Genomic DNA, 20,176 nt, shown 5'->3' with positions numbered 1-20,176 from the left:
CGGTGTTCCCCCGGCCCGATCCGCCCCGCCAGCGGGCATCGGCCGTCGGCTTGCCCTCGCGCTGGTCGGGCCGAGTTCCCCCGGCAGAACGGCTGGTCTGGCCCCAGGAGGGGCGGCATCAACGAATGTTCAGGAGGACCGATCGTCAGGAGGACGGTGCCGCGATGCGCTCGAGGGTGACGTTCATCCGGAGTAACGCGACGGGATCCCCGAACTGCGTGTAGATGGCCACATCGGCCGCGTCGCGTCCGTAGGCGACGGCGACGCGGCCCCCCTGGACGTTGTCTTGGGTGGGATCAAAGGTGTACCAGCGTCCGCCGACGTAGGCCTCGAACCAGGCATGAAGGTCCATCGGCTGAAGATGTTCCAGATAACCCACAACCATGCGTGCCGGAATCGAGAGGGCACGACAACAGGCAATGCCCAAATGGGCCATATCCCGACAAACGGCCTCGGGCATTTCGTTGACCTCGCAGGCACTCACGATCCGCTGACCGGTGCCCGGTGTGTAAGCGGTGGTCTGACGAACGTAGTCCACGATGGCGCTGCATTGATCATACCCAGGAGCTCGGCCAGCCACGATTGAGGAGGCGAGTTGGCTGCAGCGATCCGATTCGCAGAATCGGCTGGGCAGCAAGAAGGGCAGGGTTTCCTCCGGCAGCTGCTGCACCTCGACGAAGGGGGCTCCAGGAGCTGTGTCGGAGGCTTCGGCAGCTTGGATGTCAAACGCTGTGCGAACGGAAAATCGCCCGGCCGGTGCCACCAGTCGTTGGCAGAGGTTGCCGAAGGGATCGGTGAACTCAACGGCCGATACGCTGGGCGTCAACAGGTATTGCTCTCTGGCGATCCACTGCTGCCAGCCGCTGCGTGGGCGCAGCATGAATAGAAACGGTGTCGCCACCTGGCAGTTGAACTCCAGGAAACAGGTTGCATGCATCCACATGGAAGACATCAGCTGAATGGAAGACCGATTCCCGTTATTGGATCAACCTGCTTTCCACAGCCTACCACCTGTCCGTGACCCCCAACGCCCCAACCCTGATCTGGCGGATGCGTTCGGTTGTATGGGCATCTGCCTGCACTTGCAGAATTGCAGTAATGCGCCAATAGCATAACACTGAGAGGCAATCTGATCAGAATTAAATCATCACTTTTGTGGCAAGTCTGCCTTCTCCAGCAGGACTGACATGATCGATTCAGACCCCGGGGCAGGGATCGGGTTGTTCGTTCAGGATCAAGCTGGGACGGTTCCCTCGACCGGCGCTGATTCACACCAGCGGCGGCCGGTGGGCACCATCGCAACCGTGTGGCATGGGCAATGTCCAGTCCCGTCTCCCAAAGGGAGCCTCTCCGGTCGCTTCGGGTCAGGCCTGGAACCTGAGAGGATGGCACCAATGGCTTAAAGATCTTTGAAGCATTTCGCCGTCATCATCAGCATGACCCTGACCGTGACAGTTCTGCCTGGGGCGGCCCAGACTCAGGAGTGCATGCAGCTCTCCAGGCAGTTGTTGAACCAGCTGGACGATGCTCCGGAGCGATGGTCGGACCCCGAGGTGGAGGAGCAGCGCCGGATCCTCCACCGGCAAGGCTGCGACCCCCAGCTCACGGGCTATGACGTGGAGGTTGAGGGCAGGAAGCTGAATCAATCACTGGAATTCAAACCGGAGAAGAGCCAGCCTTTCCGACTGGATGAACTCATCCGGATTGACTACTGAGCGGCGTCTCTATTCCTCTTCCTTTCCGTCCCGTTGGCCAGATTGGCATGGCCAGGAGCTGGGGCCCCGGCGGGGGGACGCACCCAGAACGGACGCGCCGGCCAGCCTGCTGTCGCCACGCCGCTTCAATGATCCAGTTCCGCCAACGGATCTAGGCTTGCCATGGAACGGGTGCAGGCCACGCCTTCGCTGATCCTCACTCCCCAGGAAGGCCCGATGCGGCCTTGGCTTCTGATTCCCCTCCTGTGGATTGTTGCTTGGAAGAGCGGGACTCACTTCCTTGGATGTCCATCCTCTTGCCAGGCTGATGATGGATGATGCTCAAGGCATGAACTCTCGTCGTTCAGATCATTTCTGCCTGGATTCTCTGGCTGATTGCATCGTAATCAGAATTCATGCTGGCAACAGGATGGTCTGGTGTCGCACCTCATCGGCCCATGCCTCATCGTCGAGATCAGAGTGATCAATCCCGGGCTGCTTTGTTCAGTGGAAGAGGCCGCTGCTTCGAAGGGGGTAGGGACGACAACGCGCTCCGGTGAGATGCAAAGTCCCTCGCCAATGACGTGACCTCTGCAGCGGCTAGAGATGGGATGAGGTAGGGGGCGGCGAGGGCCTTCCCTGTGAATCCAAGACTGAACAGTGGGGTTTGGCGCACTCCTCCCCCCCCTGGAGCCCGGGGTAGGGGCTGGAACGTCACTGACGATGGTGCTTCGAATGGCGCCGAGTTGTCCTTCTCGGTCGGGAACGGCATCCATCGATCATTCTGCTGAGAGAGACGTGTCAAGACAAGGATCGGCATTGCAAGACCACTGTTGAGCTGCAGTGCGCCCCTTCCCTTCCTTGCTTTGATGACAGCTCTTGCTTTCGCAAGCGTGGTTGTCCTAGGGGGATAGCTCTCTCCAGGGAGTGTCTCCCATCCAGAGCCAGCATCACCAGGGGAGGGCTTTGTTCTCGGCTTGCAGACGTGCTGAAATGGTTCCTTTCCCAGCATTCTGTTGACCGCGTCTGCGTCGTTCTCTGAGGTTGAGATCCCCTGTTCCCCTCCAGCACTCCACTCTGCTGGCTGTGCCTCGGCCGTCGATGGGATACAGGAGAGGATGGATCTTCGGAACTACGGCGGAAGGTTCGCTGCCCAGCCCTGCGGCAGATGGAGATGTCGAGGGAGATGGTGGCAGCCAGCCCTGGGGTGCGTCGCTCCATTCTGCTGTCAGCATGGAGCGATCCTGATCGCACCTGGCGCTGATGCAGCGGATTCGTCTGAGACCGTCGGGTCGTCTGCTGCTTGCTTGGATCGTCGGCCTGCTGCTTGCCCTTCAGGCCCTGGTGCCCGTGCAGGCGGCAGCACCTGCTGGAAGGGAGCTGGGAGCTGCTCAACGGGCCCCGATGAGTTCGTTGATCGCGATCCAGCAGCAACCCTTTTTTCCCGACCTTGAGCGGGCGGCTCTCTCCTGGTCTGATGTCGTCCTCGATCAGGTGGTGGGAGACAGCCCACGCGCCACCCTGATCAATTTCTATGCCGTGATGGCCGAGGTCGGGCAGAGGGCCGATCGTCTCGGTCGGGTCGAATTCCTCAAGGACGGTGGCCTCTCGCCGGAGGAGAGACGGGAGCAGATTGATGACACCAACTTGCTGTTTCGATTGGCTGTGAAGGCTCTGGATGCCTCAGGATTCCCGCAGAGTATTCGCGTCGATATGGCTGATGAAGCAGCCATTCAGCTCAAACATGTCCTCGACTATGTCTTCACGCATAGCCGGCAGCCGATTGAGATACCTGATGCAGCAGGGATCAAGCGAATCAATGATTCTCGAACCAATCCATCCGATGCCTGGAGGATTCCTGGCACGGCCATCACGCTGACGTCGGCATTGTCAACTGACAAAGATAATGAGAGCTATCATTTCTCCAAGCAAACGGTTTCCTCGATCGCTGAAATGTATCAGGAGATTCGTGACTTTCCTGTAGTTGACCAGCCCTTTGCGACGCCTTCTTTCTATCGAGACTTTATCTATACCCCTGGATATCTCGTTCCTCCAGGCTGGTATCTGGCCCTGCCGATGCCAATACGCGATCTGATTGAAATTCCGATCAGTGACCAGACGCTGTTTCAGATTGCCTGTGCTTCCCTCGCTTTTTTCGTCTATCTGCTTCTCCTTGGTTGGCTCTCCCGTCTCCTGATACTCAGCTACCGGGAGCGGTCATCTGAAGACCGTGATCGAGAGATCTGGAACCGAGACGGCGTGGCTTGGAAGCGAGTGTTGATCGTGTTGCCCATTCTTCCGCTCACGGGCATCACTGAGATTTTCATCGACGACGTGGTCAATTTCACAGGTCTGCCTCTGGCGGTGATCACTTATGGCCTCTATGTCGTCTGGTTTGTTTCGGCTGGCGTCTTTGTCTTCTTTGTCTTTGAGGCGTTCGGCCGCAGTCTCTCTGAATCGGGTGTGAGGATTCGTGGTGTCAGATCTGAGTTGCGGTTGCAGCGCGTCAGTAACTTTGTGATGCCGCTGTGCCGCGCCCTTGGCGGCCTAGTGGCGGTTGTACTGCTCTACAGGTTGCTGATCCTTCTTGGACTTCCTTCCAGCAGCGTACTTGCCTTCTCCGCGGTTCCCGGCCTGGCCATCGGTCTTGGGGCCTCCAAGCTGCTGGGGAATCTCTTCGCCGGTCTTTCCATTCAGACCGACCGACCGCTGCGGGTCGGAGAGTTCTGCCGGGTGGGAGAGAATCTCGGCTTTGTGACACGGATCGGTTTACGCTCGCTTGAGCTTGAGACGTTTGAGAGTCGGGTCACCATTCCCAACTCGGTGGCTGATGAGGCGACCATCATCAATTTCTCGCACCGGGGCCTGAGTAGTGACCGTCCACCGATGCAGGGGCTGGAGGTTCGCCTTGAGCTGGAGGGTCAGTGGTCTCCGTTTCAGATTGAAGAGCTGTTGCATCAGTCCCGTCGCAACCTCACTGCCCGCTCCTTGTTCAAGGATCCACTGGTGAGTCTCGCGCGCAATGCTGAGTCGCCACCCAGTCTGGTTGTGTTCACCACGGTGGAGCTCCATGGCTGGCCCGCTTATCTCGAAGCCCGGGAGGTTCTGCTGCTCCAGCTGGAGGAACTGGTGGAGCGCGCCCAGCTCTCCGAGGTGCAGATCGGCATCGCTTATGGCACCTCTTCAGATCAGCTTGTGCGCATCCCTTCACTGATCCAGAAGGTGGTCGAGGAGGATCCAGCGCTAGTGTTCAAGGCCTGTCGACTGGAGCGCATTGCTGCATTCAGCTATGACCATGTGCTTGAGTTCAGCTCCAGTCACGACAGTCATGATGCCTTTGAAGACAGCCTCCATGATCTGAATCGTCGGGTGATCACCACCCTGGAGCGTCACGGCCTTGAGATTCCCTTCCCCACCCAGACTCTGATGCTCAATCACTCCCCATCAAGCGGATCCCACAACCGGAGCTGAGGATGGCCATGATCAGGTCGCCGCTCACTTCGAACAGTCCTGAGAGGCGCCCAGGTGGCTCAGGCCAGTGAGTTCACCGCTGCTGATTGCTGCGCCCCCCGAGCTCGGGGAGTCTGGCGGCGAGTTCTCCAGCGCTCGCTCAAGCCATGGCCCCGCCCGACGCGATCGACCCCCGGATGGGTCCGGTGGGAGCTGAGGATGCTGAGCAGCATCGCCGCCTGGCTCGAGCAGCATCCGGCCGTCTGAGTGGCCGCCGCGTCTGGTCAGCAGTCAGATCGCCAGACCCTTGGGCCGTACACAAGTTCTGGATCACCCACTTCGATGCCAGCCCGGGGTTGCCGGTTGAACATGCCCTCATTCTTGCGGGCTCGAACGAAACAACCCGGATCGGGGAGGCTCCACCATCCGGTGGCGTTCAGTCCAGCAGAGCAGCTGGAGGCTGCCCATCGGGCCCGGCTCTCCCATGGATTGCCATTGATATCCATGGCTACGACTGGTTGGCTGGGGCGCTTGCACGCGCTGAGAGTCCCTGCAGCAGAATGGATGGACGGGTTTTGACGGCATCAACAGGCCCTTGATGGGCTAGCCCAGTCAGCCCATCCTCCGGAAGTGGCGCTCCACCTCGGCGGCCCGGATGGCGTTGCGCGCCCTGGATCGCTGCACCAGCAGCTCGCCCAGCTCATCATCGGGGAGGTTGAGCTTCTCCTCCGTCAGGTCGCCGGGGCCGCTCTGGTGCGCTCGGCCGGCGCCCCAGGCCTCGTCCGCCCAGGCCCGCTCAATCAGCTCCGGGTGCTTCCCGTGGATCCGCGCCTGGTACTCGGGATCCTGCCGCTCGGCCCAGGCGCGAACGTCGGGATTGGTGATGTAGCCCCAGTCCAGGGGCGAGAGGTCGGCCATGGCGGTCGTGCGGTGCTCAGGTCTCACCGAATCACCGCTCCATGCTGCCTTGCACTCAGCCCCCAAAAAGCAGTCGTATCAACCTAATGGCTTAAAGATCGCTGAGATTCTTGACAGGGTAAGGCACTGAATCAATCAAGGGAATCAACGGATCAACGGGCGATCATCCGGCCGGCTCCGGCAAGCTGGTGGAGAGGCAACGGACCCGGCAGCGATGGCCCTCCACGACCACCGCATCAACGCTCCGTTCCGCCACTGCTTCCTCTGGAGCGCGGCTGGCCCCGAAGGCGTTGAGATCGTCCACTACCCCTGACCAGCCAGCCCCAGGAGGGCGCCATGCCCCACCTTCCCCCCATCACCCCAGGCGAGCTCCTGCGCGAGGAGTTCCTCGACCCCATGGGCATCACGGCCTACCGGCTGGCCAAGGCGATCGACGGGCCCCAGACCCGCATCAGCGGGATCCTCAAGGGCACCCGCACGATCACGGCCGACACCGATCTGCGCCTATGCCGCTTCCTTGGGTTGAGCGAGGGCTACTGGCTGCGGGCCCAGGCTGCGCATGACCTTGAACAGCAGCGCCGGGCGATTGCCCCGCAACTGGCGCAGATCCATCCGTTCGCAGCGGCGTGCGGCTGAGACCGCACAGGTGCTGATCGCTGGCTGAGTCTGGCGACTCTGCGGAGTCTGCAGACAGCCGCTCGGCCGCCCTTCGGGCTCTCATCGAACACCTTCGACCGAGCCAGCCTTTGCGGACACCACCTCCTGCTCGCCGTGCAGCGGGGCTGCTGCTGGGATGATGCTGCCCACTTTGGTGGCGGTCGTTCCCACCGAGTGGATGAGGCCCGATTCCTGGTCCACGCCAATGGGGCCTGCCATCCCCCAGTGCCACGGCTTGCCCGGGCTGGTCTTCCGCTTCATCGCCAGGCCCCGGTCCCCGAGATGGGCGGTCACCGTCTCAAAGATCTGCTCTCCCAGGCTGCTTCTCGACTCGGTGAAGGGAAAGCCAGGATCGGGTTCTCGTCGGGGATCCGGTCGCTGATCCTGTCGATCCCCGCGAAACGGCGCCAGTTGGGCAGCTTGATCAGCGCCGCTTCCGTGCCTTGTCGCCGATCGAGCACCACGGCTGCATCAGGCGAGTGCGCAGCATCGTTGCCGACGGGTACGGCGGGCGACCACCAATGGTTGCTGCTCCTGGAGTAGTGAGCCTCGATCGGAATCCGTGCAGTTCAGGAAGCCTGGAATGCGGGCCTGTGCCTTCCGGAGGGCCCCGCCTGGCCCCTCCCACGGGCCTGGGGCATTTTCGTTCTGGATGTCCTTTGGGATGCCCCTCTGGAGCCGGTAAGCCGGTACCCCACCCGTCCCTTTCAGATGGAGCTGGCATGCTTTCAGAACGCCACGATCACACCCCGAATGACCGACCTTGGGCCACATCTCGGGACCCGCCCCAAGACCATCAGCCCAGACCAGCTGCGGGATCTCATGCCCGCCCTGGCCAACAAGACCTACTTCAACTACGGCGGTCAGGGCCCCTTGCCCACCCCCAGCCTGGAGGCCATCACCGCCAGCTGGAGGACGATCCAGGAGCTGGGTCCCTTCTCCGGGGCCGTCTGGCCCTGGCTGGAGCGGGAGGTGCTTGAGCTGAGGGGGGCGCTGGCGCGGATCTGCGGCGTGGGACCCCATCGGGTGGCCCTCACCGAGAACGTCACCAGCGGCTGCGTGCTGCCCCTCTGGGGACTGCCCTGGCGCGCTGGCGACGAACTGCTCATCAGTGACGCTGAGCACCCCGGCGTGGTGGCCGCCTGCCGGGAGCTGGCCCATCGGGAGGGCCTCGTGCTCACCAGCCTGCCCGTGAAACAGCTGCCCGATCGGGCCTCGAGCGAGGTCGGCCCCCCCGCCGCCGCCGACATGGCCCTGCTCGAGCTGGTGGAGCGCTGCCTGACGCCACGCACCCGGTTGGTGGTGCTCTCCCACCTGCTCTGGAACACCGGACTGGTGATGCCGATCGAGGCGGTGGCCGAGCGGCTGCGGTCTCACCCGGCCCAGCCCTGGCTTCTGGTGGATGCGGCCCAGTCGGTGGGAAGTCTGCCGGTGGCGGCGGCGGCCGCTGCTGCCGACATCTATGCCTTCACCGGTCACAAATGGTGCTGCGGGCCCGAGGGACTGGGGGGCGTGGCCCTCTCCGAGCGTCTCCTGGCCGCTTCGCGCCCCACCCTTGGCGGTTGGCGCAGCCTGGCCAGCGAAACCGATGGTGCCAGCGCCTGGCATGCCGATGCCCGACGTTTCGAGGTCGCCACCTCCTGCGCTCCGCTGCTGGCGGGCCTACGCACCTCGCTGGAGCTGCTGGACAGCGTGGGTACGGCAGCGGATCGGCTGGAGCTGATCCGTAGGCGCAGCCGGATGATCTGGCAGGGACTGCAGGCGATCCGAGGGGTTCGAACCCTGCTCCAGGGATCTCCTCCCGCCGGCCTGGTGAGCTTCACCCTGGAGGGACCCGAGCCGGAGTGGGTCGTGGCGGCCCTTGGGGCAGTGGGGATCTGGCTGCGAAGCCTGAAGGATCCCCACTGCCTGCGGGTCTGCGCCCATGTCACCACCACGGAGGAGGAGGTGGAGCGGTTGCTGGAGTCGCTGGCCTCGATCGCGAACTCCAGCCCCGAGAGCGGCCGCTAGGTCCTGATGCTCAGTCCGGTCCACCCTCCAGCAGATGCTTCTGCACCCAGCCGGCCAGCAGGGCTCCCACGATGGGTGCCAGCCAGAACAGCCAGAGCTGCCCGATCGCCTCCCCGCCGGCCCAGAGGGCCACGCCAGTGCTGCGGGCTGGGTTCACCGAGGTGTTGGTGACCGGAATGCTGATCAGGTGGATCAGCACCAGGGACAGACCCACGGGAATCCCGCCGAATCCCAGGGGTGCGTTGCGGTGCGTGGAGCCGAGGATGATCAGCAGGAAGAAGAAGGTGAGCACCACTTCGATGATCAGCGCAGGCAGCAGTCCGTAGCCGCCCGGTGAGTGGGCTCCGAACCCATTGGTGGCCAGGGGATTGCTGCCGGCGAGCTCGAAGCCGGCCCGGCCGCTGGCGATGCCGAGGATCAGGCCTCCGGCGATCAGGCCGCCGAGCACCTGGGCCACGATGTAGGGCAGCAGGGCGGAGCCGGGAAAGCGGCCCCCGGCCCAGAGACCGAAGCTCACGGCCGGGTTGATGTGGCAGCCGGAGATGTGGCCGATGGCGTAGGCCATGGTCAGCAGCGTCAGTCCGAAGGCCAGGGCCACACCCAGAAATCCGAGCCCGAGCGGATTGACGGCGGCATCGTCATAGGGGAAGGCCGCGGCCAGCACGGCGCTGCCGCAACCACCGAACACCAGCCAGAAGGTGCCGATCAGTTCCGCCAGGAACTTTCGCGACATGGGCACTGCAGAACTCATGGGACGGGTGAAGCGATCAAGTGACCCGCACAAGGTAGGGGCCGATGGGACTTCCAACAGCCGTGGCCGGACAGACAGTCGTGATCGTCAGCCCCGAGAGACCCCGCCCTGACTCAATCGCTCCCGCAGGGCCCGCTCGGCTTCCTCCCGGTCGTCGAAGTGGATCCTGGTGGTGCCGAGGATCTGATAGTCCTCGTGGCCCTTGCCGGCGATCAGCACCAGATCTGCGGGGCCGGCCGTGGCGATCGCCCGGGCGATCGCCACGGCCCGGTCGACCTCCACCTCCGGTTGGAGACCTTCGGGCACCCCGGCCACCACGTCGGCCAGGATGCGGTGGGGATCCTCCGTGCGGGGGTTGTCGGAGGTGATCACCAGCCGGTCCGCCAGCCGCGCGGCGATCGCCGCCATCTGGGGTCGTTTGCCCCGGTCCCGGTCGCCGCCGCAGCCGAACACGCAGATCAGCCTCCCCGGGCAGAACGGCCGGCAGGCGCCCAGGGCGTTCTCCAGACCGTCGGGGGTGTGGGCGTAATCCACCAGCACGGCGGGCAGCCCATCGGCCCTGGCGCCCGCCAGCAGCACCCGTTCCATCCGACCCGGCACGCCGCCGAAGCTGGGGATCGCTTCCAGCAGTGGGCCCAGAGGCAGGCCCTGTTGCAGCAGGACGCCCACGGCCTCCAGCAGATTCATCAGGTTGAAGCGCCCCACCAGGGGTGAGCGGAAGGGACCGCTGCCCCGCGGGCTGATCAGGATGCCACTCACCCCCGTGGCACCGAAGCTCAGATCGCTCAGGCGCAGTTCCGCCGCCTCCCCAGCGGCGCCGCTGCCCGCGTCCGCCAGGCTGCTGCGCCAGAGGCGCTCGCCCAGCGCGCCGTCCAGGCGTTCGGCCAGCCGTGCTCCCCAGCCGTCATCGATGTTCACCACGGCGCCACCGTCGAGCAGCTCCGGGTCGAACAGACGGGCCTTGGCTTCGAAGTAGGCCGCCATCGAGGGGTGGTAATCGAGGTGGTCCTGGCTGAGATTGGTGAACACCGCTCCGGCGAAGTGGCAACCCGCCACGCGCCCCTGATCGAGGGCGTGGGAGCTCACCTCCATGGCGGCCAGCCGGGCGCCGGCGGCGGCGGCGGCGGCCAGCTGCCCCTGCAGCACGTCGGCGAAGGCGGTGGTGTGCCGGGCGGTGAGGCTGTGGCCGGGCCAGCGGTTGGCCAGGGTGCCGAACAGGGCGGTGGGCCAGCCGCAGGCGGTGCTCAGGTGCTCGATCAGATGGGTGGTGGTGGTCTTGCCGTTGGTGCCGGTGACCCCGATCAGCGCCAGCCGCCGGCTCGGCTCCCCCCAGCAGGCGGCGGCCAGCCGGCCAGCCCAGGGGGCCACCGGGCCGGGCACCACCAGCACGGCATCATCAGCTCCGGGCGGGCGAAGCGCGGCCGCGTCGGCGCCGATCACCGCCAGCGCCGCCCCGCTGCCGAGGGCGTTGGGCCAGAAACGGCCGCCGTCCACCTGGGTGCCGGGCAGCCCCACGAACACTGTGCCGGGACCGCTCCGACGGGAATCCGAGCTCACTGCGGTGATCTCCCCATCCGCCAGGCCGCTCGGCACCTCAAGACCGACCTGGCGCAGCAGGGCGTGGAGCGGTTGGGGCATGGCGGCGCGGGACGGTGCTGCAGTCTGATGCGCCTCGGGCCGGGGGGCTGTGGCCTGGGCGCCGATCAGGGCGCTCAGGAGGTCAGGGCCGCCAGGGCTTTCCGGAGCCACCGCTCCAGACCGGAGCCGCATAGGCGGGGGGGGACCCGGGGCAGATCGAGCAGCCGCTGCTCCACGCGCGCCGCCAGCACGGGCACCTCCAGGTCGTAGCGGGCCCGCAGGGCGGGATCAGTGTCGATGTCCACCACCACCAGCTCCGGCCCCGGCTCCAGCGCCTCCAGCCGTTCGGCGAGGCCGGCGCAGAGGCAGCAGCCGTTGCGGCTGTAGAGGGTGAGGGGGGGAAGCGGCATGGACGACGTCGGGGGAGAGCCGGGCCGGTTCAGTCGGGAACCGGATCACAGCCGCAGGGGGTGAAGGGGTGGCAGCGCAGCACACGCCGCAGGGTCAGCCAGCCCCCCCGCCAGGGCCCGTGGCGTTCGATCGCCTCGAGGCCGTAGGTGCTGCAGCTGGGGATGAAGCGGCAGCGGGGACCGATCAGGGGTGAGAGCCAGCGGCGATACAGGCCGATCAGGGCCAGCAGCAGCCCTTGCACCAGCGCGTTGAAGCGTGCCGGTCCAACCGATAGGATCGCCCACTGGCGTTGCACGTCCGGGAGCGGCGGAGGATCTCCTCCAGCATGGCCCCGGAGGCGCCGCTCCGTTCGTTTCTCCGTCCTTCGTCCGTTCGTTCATGTCTCGTTACCGCGGTCCTCGCCTGAGGGTGACGCGGCGCTTGGGAGACCTTCCCGGTCTCACCCGTAAGTCCGCCAAGCGGGCTTATCCCCCCGGTCAGCACGGCCAAGCCCGTCGCAAGCGCTCTGAATACGCCATCCGCCTCGAAGAGAAGCAGAAGCTCCGCTTCAACTACGGCATCTCCGAGCGTCAGCTCGTGCGCTACGTGAAGAAAGCGCGCGCCCAGGAGGGCTCCACTGGCACCAACCTGCTGAAGCTGCTGGAGAACCGCCTCGACAACATCTGTTTCCGTCTCGGCTTCGGCCCCACCGTGCCCGGCGCCCGCCAGCTGGTGAACCATGGCCACATCACCGTGAACGGCCGCGTCGTCGACATCGCCAGTTATCAGTGCCGCGCCGGTGATCTGATCACCGTGCGCCAGCGCAAGGCCAGCAAGCAGCTGGCCGAAGGCAACCTGGAGTTCCCCGGCCTCTCCAACATCCCCCCCAATCTCGAGCTGGATAAAGCCAAGCTCTCAGCCAAGGTCAACGGCCGCATCGAGCGGGAATGGGTGGCCCTTGAAATCAACGAACTGCTGGTGGTGGAGTACTACTCCCGCAAGGTGTGATCCTCGGGATCCATCCCACCCCATGTTGGTTCTCTTCACCCCGCCTCCGGCGGGGTTTTTTCATCGCAAGGCGTCCTGCGCCCTTCATGTCAGGCGCAGGACGCGCTGCGCGTTGGTGCGGCACACCTTGATCCGCTGGTCTTCTGATATAGCGGCATTCTCGATCCAGTCAGCGGCCAGTTGAATGTCCTCGTAGGGGTAATCAGTGGAAAACATCACCGCGTGGTCGCCCAAGGCTTCCAGGGCACAGCCCAGGGGTGTATCCGCACACACCCCGGAGGACACCCCGGAGGTCGTGACCGTGAGATGCCGCTTCAATGTTTCCGAGGGGGGCTGGCTCAAGGCGCGACCCAGGGTCGTCACAGCGGCACGGCTGTCCAGCCGCCAGAGCATGTAAGGGAGCGTTTCCCCCATGTGGCCCAGGATCAGCCGCGCCCTTGGATGGCGCTCAAACACCCGGGCGAACACCAGGCGGAGCATGTGGGTGGCGGTGTCGCAGGTCCAGCTCCAGACGGCGCCCTCGAGTTCAGGGTGGCCCCGGAAGGCGTGGGTGTGCTCGCTCACCAGGCCCGGGTGCAGGTAAAGCGGTACGTCAAGCTGCTCAAGCGTGTGCCAGAAAGGAGCGAATTGGGGCTCGTCGAGGTAAGTGCCGTTGGTGGCACCATTGATCAGCACCCCCACAAAGCCAAGCTCCTGCACACAACGCTTGAGCTCGCTGCAAGCGGCCTCCGCATCCTGCAAAGCCACACAAGCGAAGCCCCGAAACCGTGCCGGTGCCAACGCCGTGCGTGTGTGCAGAAAATCATTCGCCCGGTGGGCAAGATCCACCGCATGGGCTGCATTCCCGATGGCTTGAACCCCAGGTGCTGTCTGGGACAGCACGGCCATGGAGATCCCGGCTTGGTCCATCACGCGGAGGCGCTGTTCGGCTGATTCCTGCAATCCCGCCTCGATGGTGGCGAGCACCTCGGGATCGAAGAACGCAACGTCGTTGATTGATGGCTCCAGGCCTGGAGCACTGAAGTGCTCCTCCAGGGCGATCTTGCTGATGAGACCAGGCATCGGCGTCGGCCACGGCCCGACCACCTTAGGAAGCGTCAACGAGACGTTACGTTCAGAGGGGGTGGAGAGAGAGTCGCCCTCAACCGACGATCAGCTTCTCCAGCGCGGCGGTTACATCCGACTGGCGCATCAGTGCTTCGCCCACCAGCACCGCATCGGCGCCGGCACTCTGCACCCGATCGAGGTCGTCGCGGTTGAACAGCCCCGACTCGCTCACCAGCAAGGCGCCCCGTTGCCGCACTTGCTCGCCGAAACGGGCCATCAGGTGTTCGGTGGTGGCCAGATCGGTGTCAAAGCTGGTGAGGTCGCGGTTGTTGATGCCGATCAGGGTGTGGGTCGCCGTGCTCGGCTCCGACCAGATCGGCAGGCCCAGCACCCGCTCCAGCTCCTCCGCGTCGTGCACCTCCACCAGAACGGCCAGCCCGAGGGCGCGGGCCACCTTCATCAGGTACACCAGGTCCTGGTCGGTGAGGATCGCCGCGATCAGCAGGGCGGCGTCCGCTCCGGCGGCGCGGGCCTGGTAGAGCTGATAGGGCGAGAGGATGAAGTCCTTGCAGAGCAGGGGCAGATCCACGGCCTGGCGCACGGAGACGAGCACCTCGAAGCCCCCCTGGAAGAACGCCTTGTCGGTGAGCACCGACAGACAACTGGCTCCACCGGCCCGGTAGTCGCGGGCGATGGCCACCGGATCGAACGCCTCCCGGATCACCCCCTTGCTGGGGCTCGCCTTCTTCACTTCGGCGATCACGGCCGGCTTCCGGCAGCTCGCCCGCAGGGCCGCCACGAAATCCCGGCTCGCCGGCAACGCGGCCACCTGCTGCTTGAGCTTGTCGAGGGGGACCCGTTCCCGGGACGCCGTCACTTCCCGATCCTTCTCCCAGACGATTTCCTCAAGGATGTGGCGGGGAGCCGACTCCGCATGGGGAATGCCGTACTGCAGGTGGGCCACCCGCACGGGGGGATTGGGCGGGCGTCGACGGATCTCCAAGGGCTGCCGGTTGGGAACACCGATCGTAGGAGAGGCGGGCTCAGACCAGAGCCGCCGCCGCCTGCTTGTAGGCCACCTCCACCAGCTCGCTCAGGGTCGGGTGGGTGTGGACGTCCCCGGCGAGCTCCCGGACGCTCTGGCGGCGCGCCACCGCATTGGCGATCTCCTGAATCAGGTCGGCGGCGTGCAGGCCGTAGATGTGGGCGCCGAGCACCTCCCCCGTGTCCTTGCGGAAGAGCAGTTTCATCAGACCGTCGCTTTCGAGTTCGGCCAGGGCCTTGGTGTTGGCCTTGAAGTAGCTGCGCACCAGGCCGAGCTCGAACCCATCGGAGGCGGCCAGGGCCCGGGCTTCCACCTCGCTGAGCCCCACCGAACTGATCTCCGGATGGGTGAAGGTGGCCGCCGGAATGGAGCGGTAGTCGATCCGGCGGCCGTGGCCCAGGATGTTGTCCACCGCCACCGTCCCCTGGGCTGCGGCGGTGTGGGCCAGCATCATCTTGCCGGTCACATCCCCCACGGCCCAGAGGTGGGGCACGGGGGTCTCCCCGGCAAGCACCTGCATCGTGTCGTCCACCGGGATGAAGCCCCGCTGGGTCTCCACCCCCACCGAGGCCAGGTTGAGGTCCTGGCTCACCGGCACCCGGCCGGTGGCCACCAGCACCGCGTCCACCTCCAGGGTCTCCACCGGTTCGCGGCTGCCCATCTCCACCAGTTCGATCCGCACCGGCGAACCCGGAGTCACCGACCTGGCGAGCACACCGGAGCGGGCGTCGATGTCCCGGCCGTCGATCAGCCGGCGGGCGGCGAGCTTGGCGATATCGGGATCGAAGGTGGGCATCACCCGATCGAGCGCCTCGATCATGGTGACCTCGCAGCCCAGAGCGGTGTAGACGTCGGCGAATTCCAGGCCGATGTAGCCGCTGCCGATGATGGCGATCCAGCGGGGCAGCCATTCCAGGCTGATCGCCTCGTCGCTGGTGAAGACCGTGCGGCCGTCGGTCTCGATGCCCGGCGGCACGAACGGGTCGGAGCCGGTGGCGAGGATCACGTCCCGGGCCGAGTACACCCGCTCCACCCCGCTGGCTTCCCGCACCGCCACCCGCTGGGGGCCCTCCAGCCGGCCCTTGCCCCGCAGGATCATGGCTCCGGCGCGCTCGAGGGTCTTGGTGAGGTTGGCGCGGATCGTGGCCACCAGTTGGTTGGCGTGGTCGGCGATGGCCTGGCGCTCGAAGCGCACCGGTGCGGCATGGATGCCGAATCCGCGCAGATGGTCGGCGTCGGCCAGTTCCCGCACCCGGCCGCTGGCGGCCAGCAGGGCCTTCGAGGGCACACAGCCGCGGTTGACACAGGTGCCCCCCATGTCGCGGGACTCCACGAGCGCCGTGCGCAGGCCGTGGTCGGAGGCATGCTTGGCGGCGTCGAAGCCGCCGTAGCCGGCGCCGATGATGATCACGTCGTAGTCGAAGGGGGCTGCGCTGGCGTCGCTCACCGGGGCTGCTGCGGGTGTTGCCCGGCATTCTCCCCCTTCAGCCGGCCGCCGCCGTGGTTCACGGACTCCTCCGTGGATTCCCGCCCGGATCCGTCCGCTGGCGCCAGCGTTCCAGCAGCAATGGTCCTGCCGCCACCGCCACGTTGAGCGACTCGACCGCCGGGCTGTGGGGGATGCGGACCTGATGGGTGCAGATCGCCCGGATCCCGTCGGCCACGCCGGCGCCCTCGTTGCCGAGCACCAGCACGGTGGGGCGGCTCCAGTCGAGCTGCCAGTAGGGCTGGCCCCCTCTTACCACGGTGGCCACCAGCTGGGCTCCCTCCTGTCGTGCCCGCTCCAGCTCGGGTTCGAGCGGGGTGAGCCGGCGCATCGGCAGGGCTAGGGCGGCCCCGGCGGAGGCCCGCAGCACCTTCGGCTGAAAGGGGTCGGCCCCCTCCGCCAGCCAGAGTTCCCCTACGCCGGCGGCCAGGGCCGTGCGCATCAAGGTGCCCAGGTTGCCGGGATCCTGGAGGCGATCGAGCGCCAGCACGAAGTCGACCCGTCCGGGCGGCGGCCCCTCCGGCCAGGGCAGGCTGGCCACCACCCCATCGGGATGGGAGGTGGTGGCCACGGCCTCCAGCACGGCATCGCTGACGCGGCGTAGGGCCGAGGCCGCCTGCGGATGGGTCCCCAGCAGCCCCCGGTGCCGCTCGATCCAGCGGGGGGTGGCCAGCAGCAGCTCCGGCAGCAGGCCCTGCTCCAGGGCCTCCTCCAGCAGATGGGTGCCCTCGAGGAGCAGCCGCTGCTGCTCCCGCCGGCCCCCGGGCTGATGGAGGGCGCGAAGGCGGGCGACCAGCGGGTTGCGGCGGCTGGTGACCGGATCGTGACTTGACCCCGGTTCGCTCGGACCTGCGGGCTCAGAACTCCTGATGACGGCGCACATGCATCGGGTCGCCGAACACCAGGTTGGTCGCCTTCAGATCCATGCCGCGGACGGTGGCCACCTCGCCCTTGATGCCCTCGCTGCTGAGATTCTCCACCAGCTTCTTGACCACGATGTCTTCGATCGTGGCCTCGTCCATGCCGTCAGGCGTGAGGCTCTCGAGGAATTTGCCGATCTTGCTGGCGATCACCTCGGAGGAATTGCTGATCTTGATGACGATCATGGGCTGGAGAACCACGGACAACGGCGGTCGCCGGCATGGCGCTGACGATGGAACCAGTCGTGGGTCGGATACAGGGGAAAAAGTGCGGATGGGGAGACTTGAACTCCCACGACATTGCTGCCACTAGTACCTGAAACTAGCGCGTCTACCAATTCCGCCACATCCGCTGGCGTGTCGCCGGAACGACGAAGGAAGCCTAAAACATCGCCTGCCACCGGCCGCCGCCGCACAACCGTGACTAAATAAGACACTTCGCCGGGCGGCCTCCTAGACGGTCCAGGCGTTCGTTGTCAAGATTCCGAGACCAAAGCGGCGATACGTTCCGTGACCCTGACCGCCGTACCGACCTCGCAGGCGATAGCCGTTCCCCAGCTCGAGATCTGCGGTGGCCGTCCCCTCTCCGGTGAGGTCACGGTCAGCGGAGCCAAGAATTCGGCCCTGGTGCTCATGGCCGCATGCCTGCTCAGCCGTGAGCCGCTGCGGCTCACCAACGTGCCGCCCCTCACCGATATCGCGGCCATGGGTGAGATCCTCGCGGCCCTCGGCGTGACCGTTCGCCGCGGCCGCGACTGGGTCGAACTCGACGCCGGTGATCTCAGCCGCTCCTCCCCCCCCTATGAGCTGGTCAACAGCCTGCGGGCCAGCTTCTTCTGCATCGGTCCCCTGCTGGCCCGGCTGGGCATGGCCAAGGTGCCCCTGCCCGGCGGTTGTCAGATCGGCTCCCGGCCGGTCAGTGAGCATGTGAAGGGTCTCAAGTCCCTCGGGGCCCAGGTGACGATCGAGCATGGCGTCGTTGAAGCGGTCGTGCCCGGTCGTCGCCGTCGCCTCCACGGTGGTCGCATCCACCTGGAGTGCCCCAGCGTCGGCGCCACCGAAACGCTGATGATGGCTGCCGCCCTCGCCGACGGCGAGACGGTGATCGAGAATGCCGCCCTTGAGCCCGAGGTCGTTGATCTCGCCGGCCTGCTGAACGCCATGGGTGGCCGGGTGATCGGGGCCGGCACCCCCACCATCACGATCGTGGGGGTCGAACGCCTCCATGGCGCCGACTATGCCGTGATCCCCGATCGGATCGAAGCCGGCACGCTCCTTCTGGCGGCCGCCATCACCCGCTCCGAGCTGCGGATCACCCCGGTGATCCCCGAGCATCTCGGCGCGGTGCTCACCAAGCTGGTCGACATCGGCTGCGAGCTGCGGCCCGATGGCCCGTCGATGACCATCCGCGCTTCCGAGATCCGCGCGGTGGACCTGCGCACCCAACCCTTCCCCGGCTTCCCCACCGATCTGCAGGCTCCGTTCATGAGCCTGCTGGCCACGGCCAGCGGCACCAGCATGATCGTTGAAAACATCTTCGAGAATCGCCTCCAGCATGTGGCGGAGCTGCAGCGCATGGGCGCCGACATCCGCATGCAGGGCAACACCGCCCTGGTGGAAGGTGTGGCCCGCCTCAGCGCCGCGCCCGTCAAGGGAACCGACCTGCGGGCCTCCGCCGCCATGGTGCTGGCCGGTCTGGTGGCCGATGGAGTCACCAGCGTGCAGGGGCTGGAATTCCTTGACCGGGGTTACGCCGATCTGGAAGGCAAGCTCAACAGCGCCGGCGCCTCGATCCGTCGCGTCTCGGCCTGATCGGCGCCCCCGTCACCGCCTCCACCTAAAGTTTTCCCTGCGGGAGCGTGCCGGAATTGGTAGACGGACTCGACTCAAAATCGAGCGCCTTCGGGCATGTGGGTTCGAGTCCCACCGCTCCCATCCCGGCGGCACCGGCGATCGACCCGACTCCGTCGGTCCAGCCCACCTTCCCTGGTCCCGTCACGGATCATGGGATGGCCCCGGCGCGGTCCGCGCTGATGGACACCTACGCCCGGCTGCCGCTTGAGCTGGTCAACGGCCGCGGCGTCTGGGTGCGCGATCGCACGGGCCGCCGCTACCTTGACTGCGTCGCCGGCATCGCCACCTGCACCCTCGGCCACAGCGATGGGGCCATGCGCCGGGCCCTGTCCCGCCAGCTGGGTCGGCTCCAGCATGTTTCGAATCTGTACCGGATTCCGGAGCAGGAGGAGCTGGCCCGCTGGATCGTCAGCCGCAGCTGCGCCGATCGGGTCTTCTTCTGCAACTCCGGCGCCGAGGCCAACGAGGCCGCCATCAAGCTGGCCCGCAAGCACGGCCATACCGTGCGGGGCATCGAGCGGCCGGTGATCCTCACGGCGCAGGCCAGCTTCCATGGCCGCACCCTGGCGGCGGTGAGCGCCACCGGCCAGCCGAAATACCACCAGGGTTTCGAGCCGCTGGTGGAGGGCTTCCGCTTCTTCCCCTACAACGACACCGCCTCCTTCGAGACCCTGCTGGAGTCCGTGGAAGCCGATGGGCCCCGGGTGGCGGCGGTGCTGCTGGAGCCCCTGCAGGGCGAGGGGGGGGTCAACCCGGGGGATCCCGCCTTCTTCCGCCGGGTGCGGCAGCTGTGCACGGAGCGACGGATCCTGTTGATCTTCGATGAGGTGCAGGTGGGCGTCGGCCGCAGTGGCTCCCTCTGGGGCTACGACAGGCTCGGGGTCGAGCCCGATGCCTTCACCCTGGCCAAGGGCCTGGGCGGAGGCATCCCGATCGGTGCCCTGGCGGTGGTCGCCGCGGCGGATCATTTCCGCCCCGGCGACCACGCCAGCACCTTCGGCGGCAATCCCTTTGCCTGCCGTGCCGGTCTCACGGTGATGGAGGAGATGGAGCGCCGCCTGCTGCTCCCCCACGTGCAGCGGATGGGAGAGCTGTTGCAGCACGGGCTGGCCGACCTGGTCGGGCGCCATCCCCAGTGGCTGGAGGGCGTGCGGGGCTGGGGGCTCATCCAGGGCCTGGTGCTGCGCCCCGAAGCCCCCACCGCCCCCGAAATCGTGCAGGCCGCCATCGCCGAGGGGTTGCTCGTCGTGCCGGCCGGCCCCCGCGTGGTGCGCCTGGTGCCGCCGCTGGTGATCCGGCCCCGTCAACTGCGCCTGGCCATCGCCCGGCTGGAGCGGGCCCTGCTGGCGGCTGCGGCTGCCTGACCCC

General features: G+C 66.2%; 20 protein-coding genes and 2 tRNA genes. 8 read left to right on the top strand and 14 right to left on the bottom strand.

Annotated features, from left to right (window positions below; genetic code table 11):
• Nucleotides 1–145: 145 nt before the first annotated feature.
• Nucleotides 146–952, bottom strand: a complete 807-nt coding sequence (locus tag ACWJI7_RS01420) for a transglutaminase domain-containing protein (protein ID WP_479934681.1) — start codon at nt 950–952, stop codon at nt 146–148.
• 484 nt (nt 953–1,436) lie between these two features.
• On the opposite strand from ACWJI7_RS01420, the gene ACWJI7_RS01415 reads away from it, so the two are divergent.
• Nucleotides 1,437–1,715, top strand: a complete 279-nt coding sequence (locus ACWJI7_RS01415) for a hypothetical protein (RefSeq protein WP_479934679.1) — start codon at nt 1,437–1,439, stop codon at nt 1,713–1,715.
• Nucleotides 1,716–2,957: 1,242 nt separating this feature from the next.
• Complete coding sequence (locus ACWJI7_RS01410; RefSeq protein WP_479934678.1) at nt 2,958–5,165, top strand: mechanosensitive ion channel family protein; 2,208 nt, start codon at nt 2,958–2,960, stop codon at nt 5,163–5,165.
• Nucleotides 5,166–5,756: 591 nt separating this feature from the next.
• On the opposite strand, the gene ACWJI7_RS01405 is transcribed toward ACWJI7_RS01410, so the two are convergent.
• Nucleotides 5,757–6,089 carry a hypothetical protein gene (locus ACWJI7_RS01405; RefSeq protein ID WP_479934676.1) on the bottom strand — a complete coding sequence of 111 codons (333 nt, stop codon included), beginning with the start codon at nt 6,087–6,089 and terminating at the stop codon, nt 5,757–5,759.
• A 309-nt stretch (nt 6,090–6,398) separates the two neighbouring features.
• On the opposite strand from ACWJI7_RS01405, the gene ACWJI7_RS01400 reads away from it, so the two are divergent.
• Nucleotides 6,399–6,698 carry a HigA family addiction module antitoxin gene (locus ACWJI7_RS01400; protein ID WP_479934674.1) on the top strand — a complete coding sequence of 100 codons (300 nt, stop codon included), beginning with the start codon at nt 6,399–6,401 and terminating at the stop codon, nt 6,696–6,698.
• A gap of 81 nt (nt 6,699–6,779) precedes the next feature.
• Here ACWJI7_RS01400 and ACWJI7_RS01395 read toward each other — a convergent pair whose 3' ends face one another.
• The gene (locus tag ACWJI7_RS01395; RefSeq protein ID WP_479934673.1) at nt 6,780–7,013 is read right to left on the bottom strand and encodes a hypothetical protein; all 234 of its coding nucleotides are present in this window, start codon (nt 7,011–7,013) and stop codon (nt 6,780–6,782) included.
• Nucleotides 7,010–7,183 (bottom strand): hypothetical protein, encoded by a 174-nt coding sequence (locus tag ACWJI7_RS01390; protein ID WP_479934671.1) that lies wholly within the window; start codon nt 7,181–7,183, stop codon nt 7,010–7,012. The genes ACWJI7_RS01395 and ACWJI7_RS01390 overlap by 4 nt, the downstream gene beginning before the upstream one ends.
• Before the next feature lie 358 nt (nt 7,184–7,541).
• On the opposite strand from ACWJI7_RS01390, the gene ACWJI7_RS01385 reads away from it, so the two are divergent.
• Nucleotides 7,542–8,729, top strand: coding sequence for an aminotransferase class V-fold PLP-dependent enzyme (locus tag ACWJI7_RS01385; protein WP_479934670.1), 1,188 nt, complete (start codon nt 7,542–7,544; stop codon nt 8,727–8,729).
• Between the two features lie 10 nt (nt 8,730–8,739).
• Here the strand turns inward: ACWJI7_RS01385 and aqpZ are convergent, their stop codons facing one another.
• The 4 genes from aqpZ to yidD form a co-directional block, all read right to left on the bottom strand.
• On the bottom strand, nt 8,740–9,462 hold the full coding sequence (gene aqpZ / locus ACWJI7_RS01380) for an aquaporin Z (RefSeq protein ID WP_479934668.1): 723 nt from the start codon (nt 9,460–9,462) through the stop codon (nt 8,740–8,742).
• A gap of 105 nt (nt 9,463–9,567) precedes the next feature.
• Entirely contained in the window at nt 9,568–11,118 is a 1,551-nt protein-coding gene (locus tag ACWJI7_RS01375; protein WP_479934667.1) for a UDP-N-acetylmuramoyl-L-alanyl-D-glutamate--2,6-diaminopimelate ligase, read from the bottom strand.
• A 74-nt stretch (nt 11,119–11,192) separates the two neighbouring features.
• On the bottom strand, nt 11,193–11,468 hold the full coding sequence (locus ACWJI7_RS01370; protein ID WP_479934665.1) for a glutaredoxin family protein: 276 nt from the start codon (nt 11,466–11,468) through the stop codon (nt 11,193–11,195).
• A 29-nt stretch (nt 11,469–11,497) separates the two neighbouring features.
• A complete protein-coding gene (gene yidD, locus ACWJI7_RS01365) occupies nt 11,498–11,746 on the bottom strand; it encodes a membrane protein insertion efficiency factor YidD (RefSeq protein ID WP_479935120.1) in 249 nt (82 codons plus the stop codon).
• A 101-nt stretch (nt 11,747–11,847) separates the two neighbouring features.
• On the opposite strand from yidD, the gene rpsD reads away from it, so the two are divergent.
• Nucleotides 11,848–12,456, top strand: a complete 609-nt coding sequence (rpsD, locus tag ACWJI7_RS01360; protein ID WP_479934663.1) for a 30S ribosomal protein S4 — start codon at nt 11,848–11,850, stop codon at nt 12,454–12,456.
• An 84-nt stretch (nt 12,457–12,540) separates the two neighbouring features.
• Here rpsD and ACWJI7_RS01355 read toward each other — a convergent pair whose 3' ends face one another.
• From ACWJI7_RS01355 to ACWJI7_RS01330, 6 genes are all read right to left on the bottom strand, one after another.
• A complete protein-coding gene (locus ACWJI7_RS01355; protein ID WP_479934662.1) occupies nt 12,541–13,542 on the bottom strand; it encodes an amidohydrolase family protein in 1,002 nt (333 codons plus the stop codon).
• Between the two features lie 55 nt (nt 13,543–13,597).
• Nucleotides 13,598–14,506 (bottom strand): indole-3-glycerol phosphate synthase TrpC, encoded by a 909-nt coding sequence (gene trpC, locus ACWJI7_RS01350; RefSeq protein WP_479934661.1) that lies wholly within the window; start codon nt 14,504–14,506, stop codon nt 13,598–13,600.
• A 40-nt stretch (nt 14,507–14,546) separates the two neighbouring features.
• Entirely contained in the window at nt 14,547–15,995 is a 1,449-nt protein-coding gene (locus tag ACWJI7_RS01345; RefSeq protein ID WP_479934659.1) for a dihydrolipoyl dehydrogenase, read from the bottom strand.
• Between the two features lie 58 nt (nt 15,996–16,053).
• On the bottom strand, nt 16,054–16,917 hold the full coding sequence (locus tag ACWJI7_RS01340) for a TrmH family RNA methyltransferase (protein WP_479934657.1): 864 nt from the start codon (nt 16,915–16,917) through the stop codon (nt 16,054–16,056).
• A complete protein-coding gene (locus tag ACWJI7_RS01335) occupies nt 16,892–17,140 on the bottom strand; it encodes a hypothetical protein (protein WP_479934656.1) in 249 nt (82 codons plus the stop codon). Before ACWJI7_RS01335 ends, ACWJI7_RS01340 begins: the two co-directional genes overlap by 26 nt.
• Before the next feature lie 83 nt (nt 17,141–17,223).
• Nucleotides 17,224–17,307: transfer RNA gene (locus ACWJI7_RS01330), tRNA-Leu, on the bottom strand.
• 157 nt (nt 17,308–17,464) lie between these two features.
• Here ACWJI7_RS01330 and murA point away from each other — a divergent pair.
• The 3 genes from murA (at nt 17,465) to ACWJI7_RS01315 (ending at nt 20,172) form a co-directional block, all read left to right on the top strand.
• Nucleotides 17,465–18,766, top strand: a complete 1,302-nt coding sequence (gene murA / locus ACWJI7_RS01325; RefSeq protein WP_479934654.1) for a UDP-N-acetylglucosamine 1-carboxyvinyltransferase — start codon at nt 17,465–17,467, stop codon at nt 18,764–18,766.
• 41 nt (nt 18,767–18,807) lie between these two features.
• Nucleotides 18,808–18,889: transfer RNA gene (locus tag ACWJI7_RS01320), tRNA-Leu, on the top strand.
• Between the two features lie 74 nt (nt 18,890–18,963).
• On the top strand, nt 18,964–20,172 hold the full coding sequence (locus ACWJI7_RS01315) for an acetylornithine/succinylornithine family transaminase (RefSeq protein WP_479934652.1): 1,209 nt from the start codon (nt 18,964–18,966) through the stop codon (nt 20,170–20,172).
• The last annotated feature ends 4 nt before the right edge of the window (nt 20,173–20,176 follow it).

The organism is Cryptocyanus atlanticus LEGE 06306, assembly GCF_056633155.1.
Note: the sequence above shows the minus strand (reverse complement) of the source record. Positions and strands in the feature narration are given on the sequence as shown.

Coding starts and splice junctions, on each gene's coding strand:
- ACWJI7_RS01340 (WP_479934657.1), bottom strand. CDS start 16,917: ATGTGCGCCGTCATCAGGAGTTCTGAGCCCGCAGGTCCGAGCGAACCG.
- ACWJI7_RS01400 (WP_479934674.1), top strand. CDS start 6,399: ATGCCCCACCTTCCCCCCATCACCCCAGGCGAGCTCCTGCGCGAGGAG.
- aqpZ (WP_479934668.1), bottom strand. CDS start 9,462: ATGTCGCGAAAGTTCCTGGCGGAACTGATCGGCACCTTCTGGCTGGTG.
- ACWJI7_RS01370 (WP_479934665.1), bottom strand. CDS start 11,468: ATGCCGCTTCCCCCCCTCACCCTCTACAGCCGCAACGGCTGCTGCCTC.
- ACWJI7_RS01420 (WP_479934681.1), bottom strand. CDS start 952: ATGTCTTCCATGTGGATGCATGCAACCTGTTTCCTGGAGTTCAACTGC.
- ACWJI7_RS01335 (WP_479934656.1), bottom strand. CDS start 17,140: ATGATCGTCATCAAGATCAGCAATTCCTCCGAGGTGATCGCCAGCAAG.
- rpsD (WP_479934663.1), top strand. CDS start 11,848: ATGTCTCGTTACCGCGGTCCTCGCCTGAGGGTGACGCGGCGCTTGGGA.
- ACWJI7_RS01410 (WP_479934678.1), top strand. CDS start 2,958: ATGCAGCGGATTCGTCTGAGACCGTCGGGTCGTCTGCTGCTTGCTTGG.
- ACWJI7_RS01415 (WP_479934679.1), top strand. CDS start 1,437: ATGACCCTGACCGTGACAGTTCTGCCTGGGGCGGCCCAGACTCAGGAG.
- ACWJI7_RS01385 (WP_479934670.1), top strand. CDS start 7,542: ATGCCCGCCCTGGCCAACAAGACCTACTTCAACTACGGCGGTCAGGGC.
- ACWJI7_RS01315 (WP_479934652.1), top strand. CDS start 18,964: ATGGCCCCGGCGCGGTCCGCGCTGATGGACACCTACGCCCGGCTGCCG.
- ACWJI7_RS01375 (WP_479934667.1), bottom strand. CDS start 11,118: ATGCCCCAACCGCTCCACGCCCTGCTGCGCCAGGTCGGTCTTGAGGTG.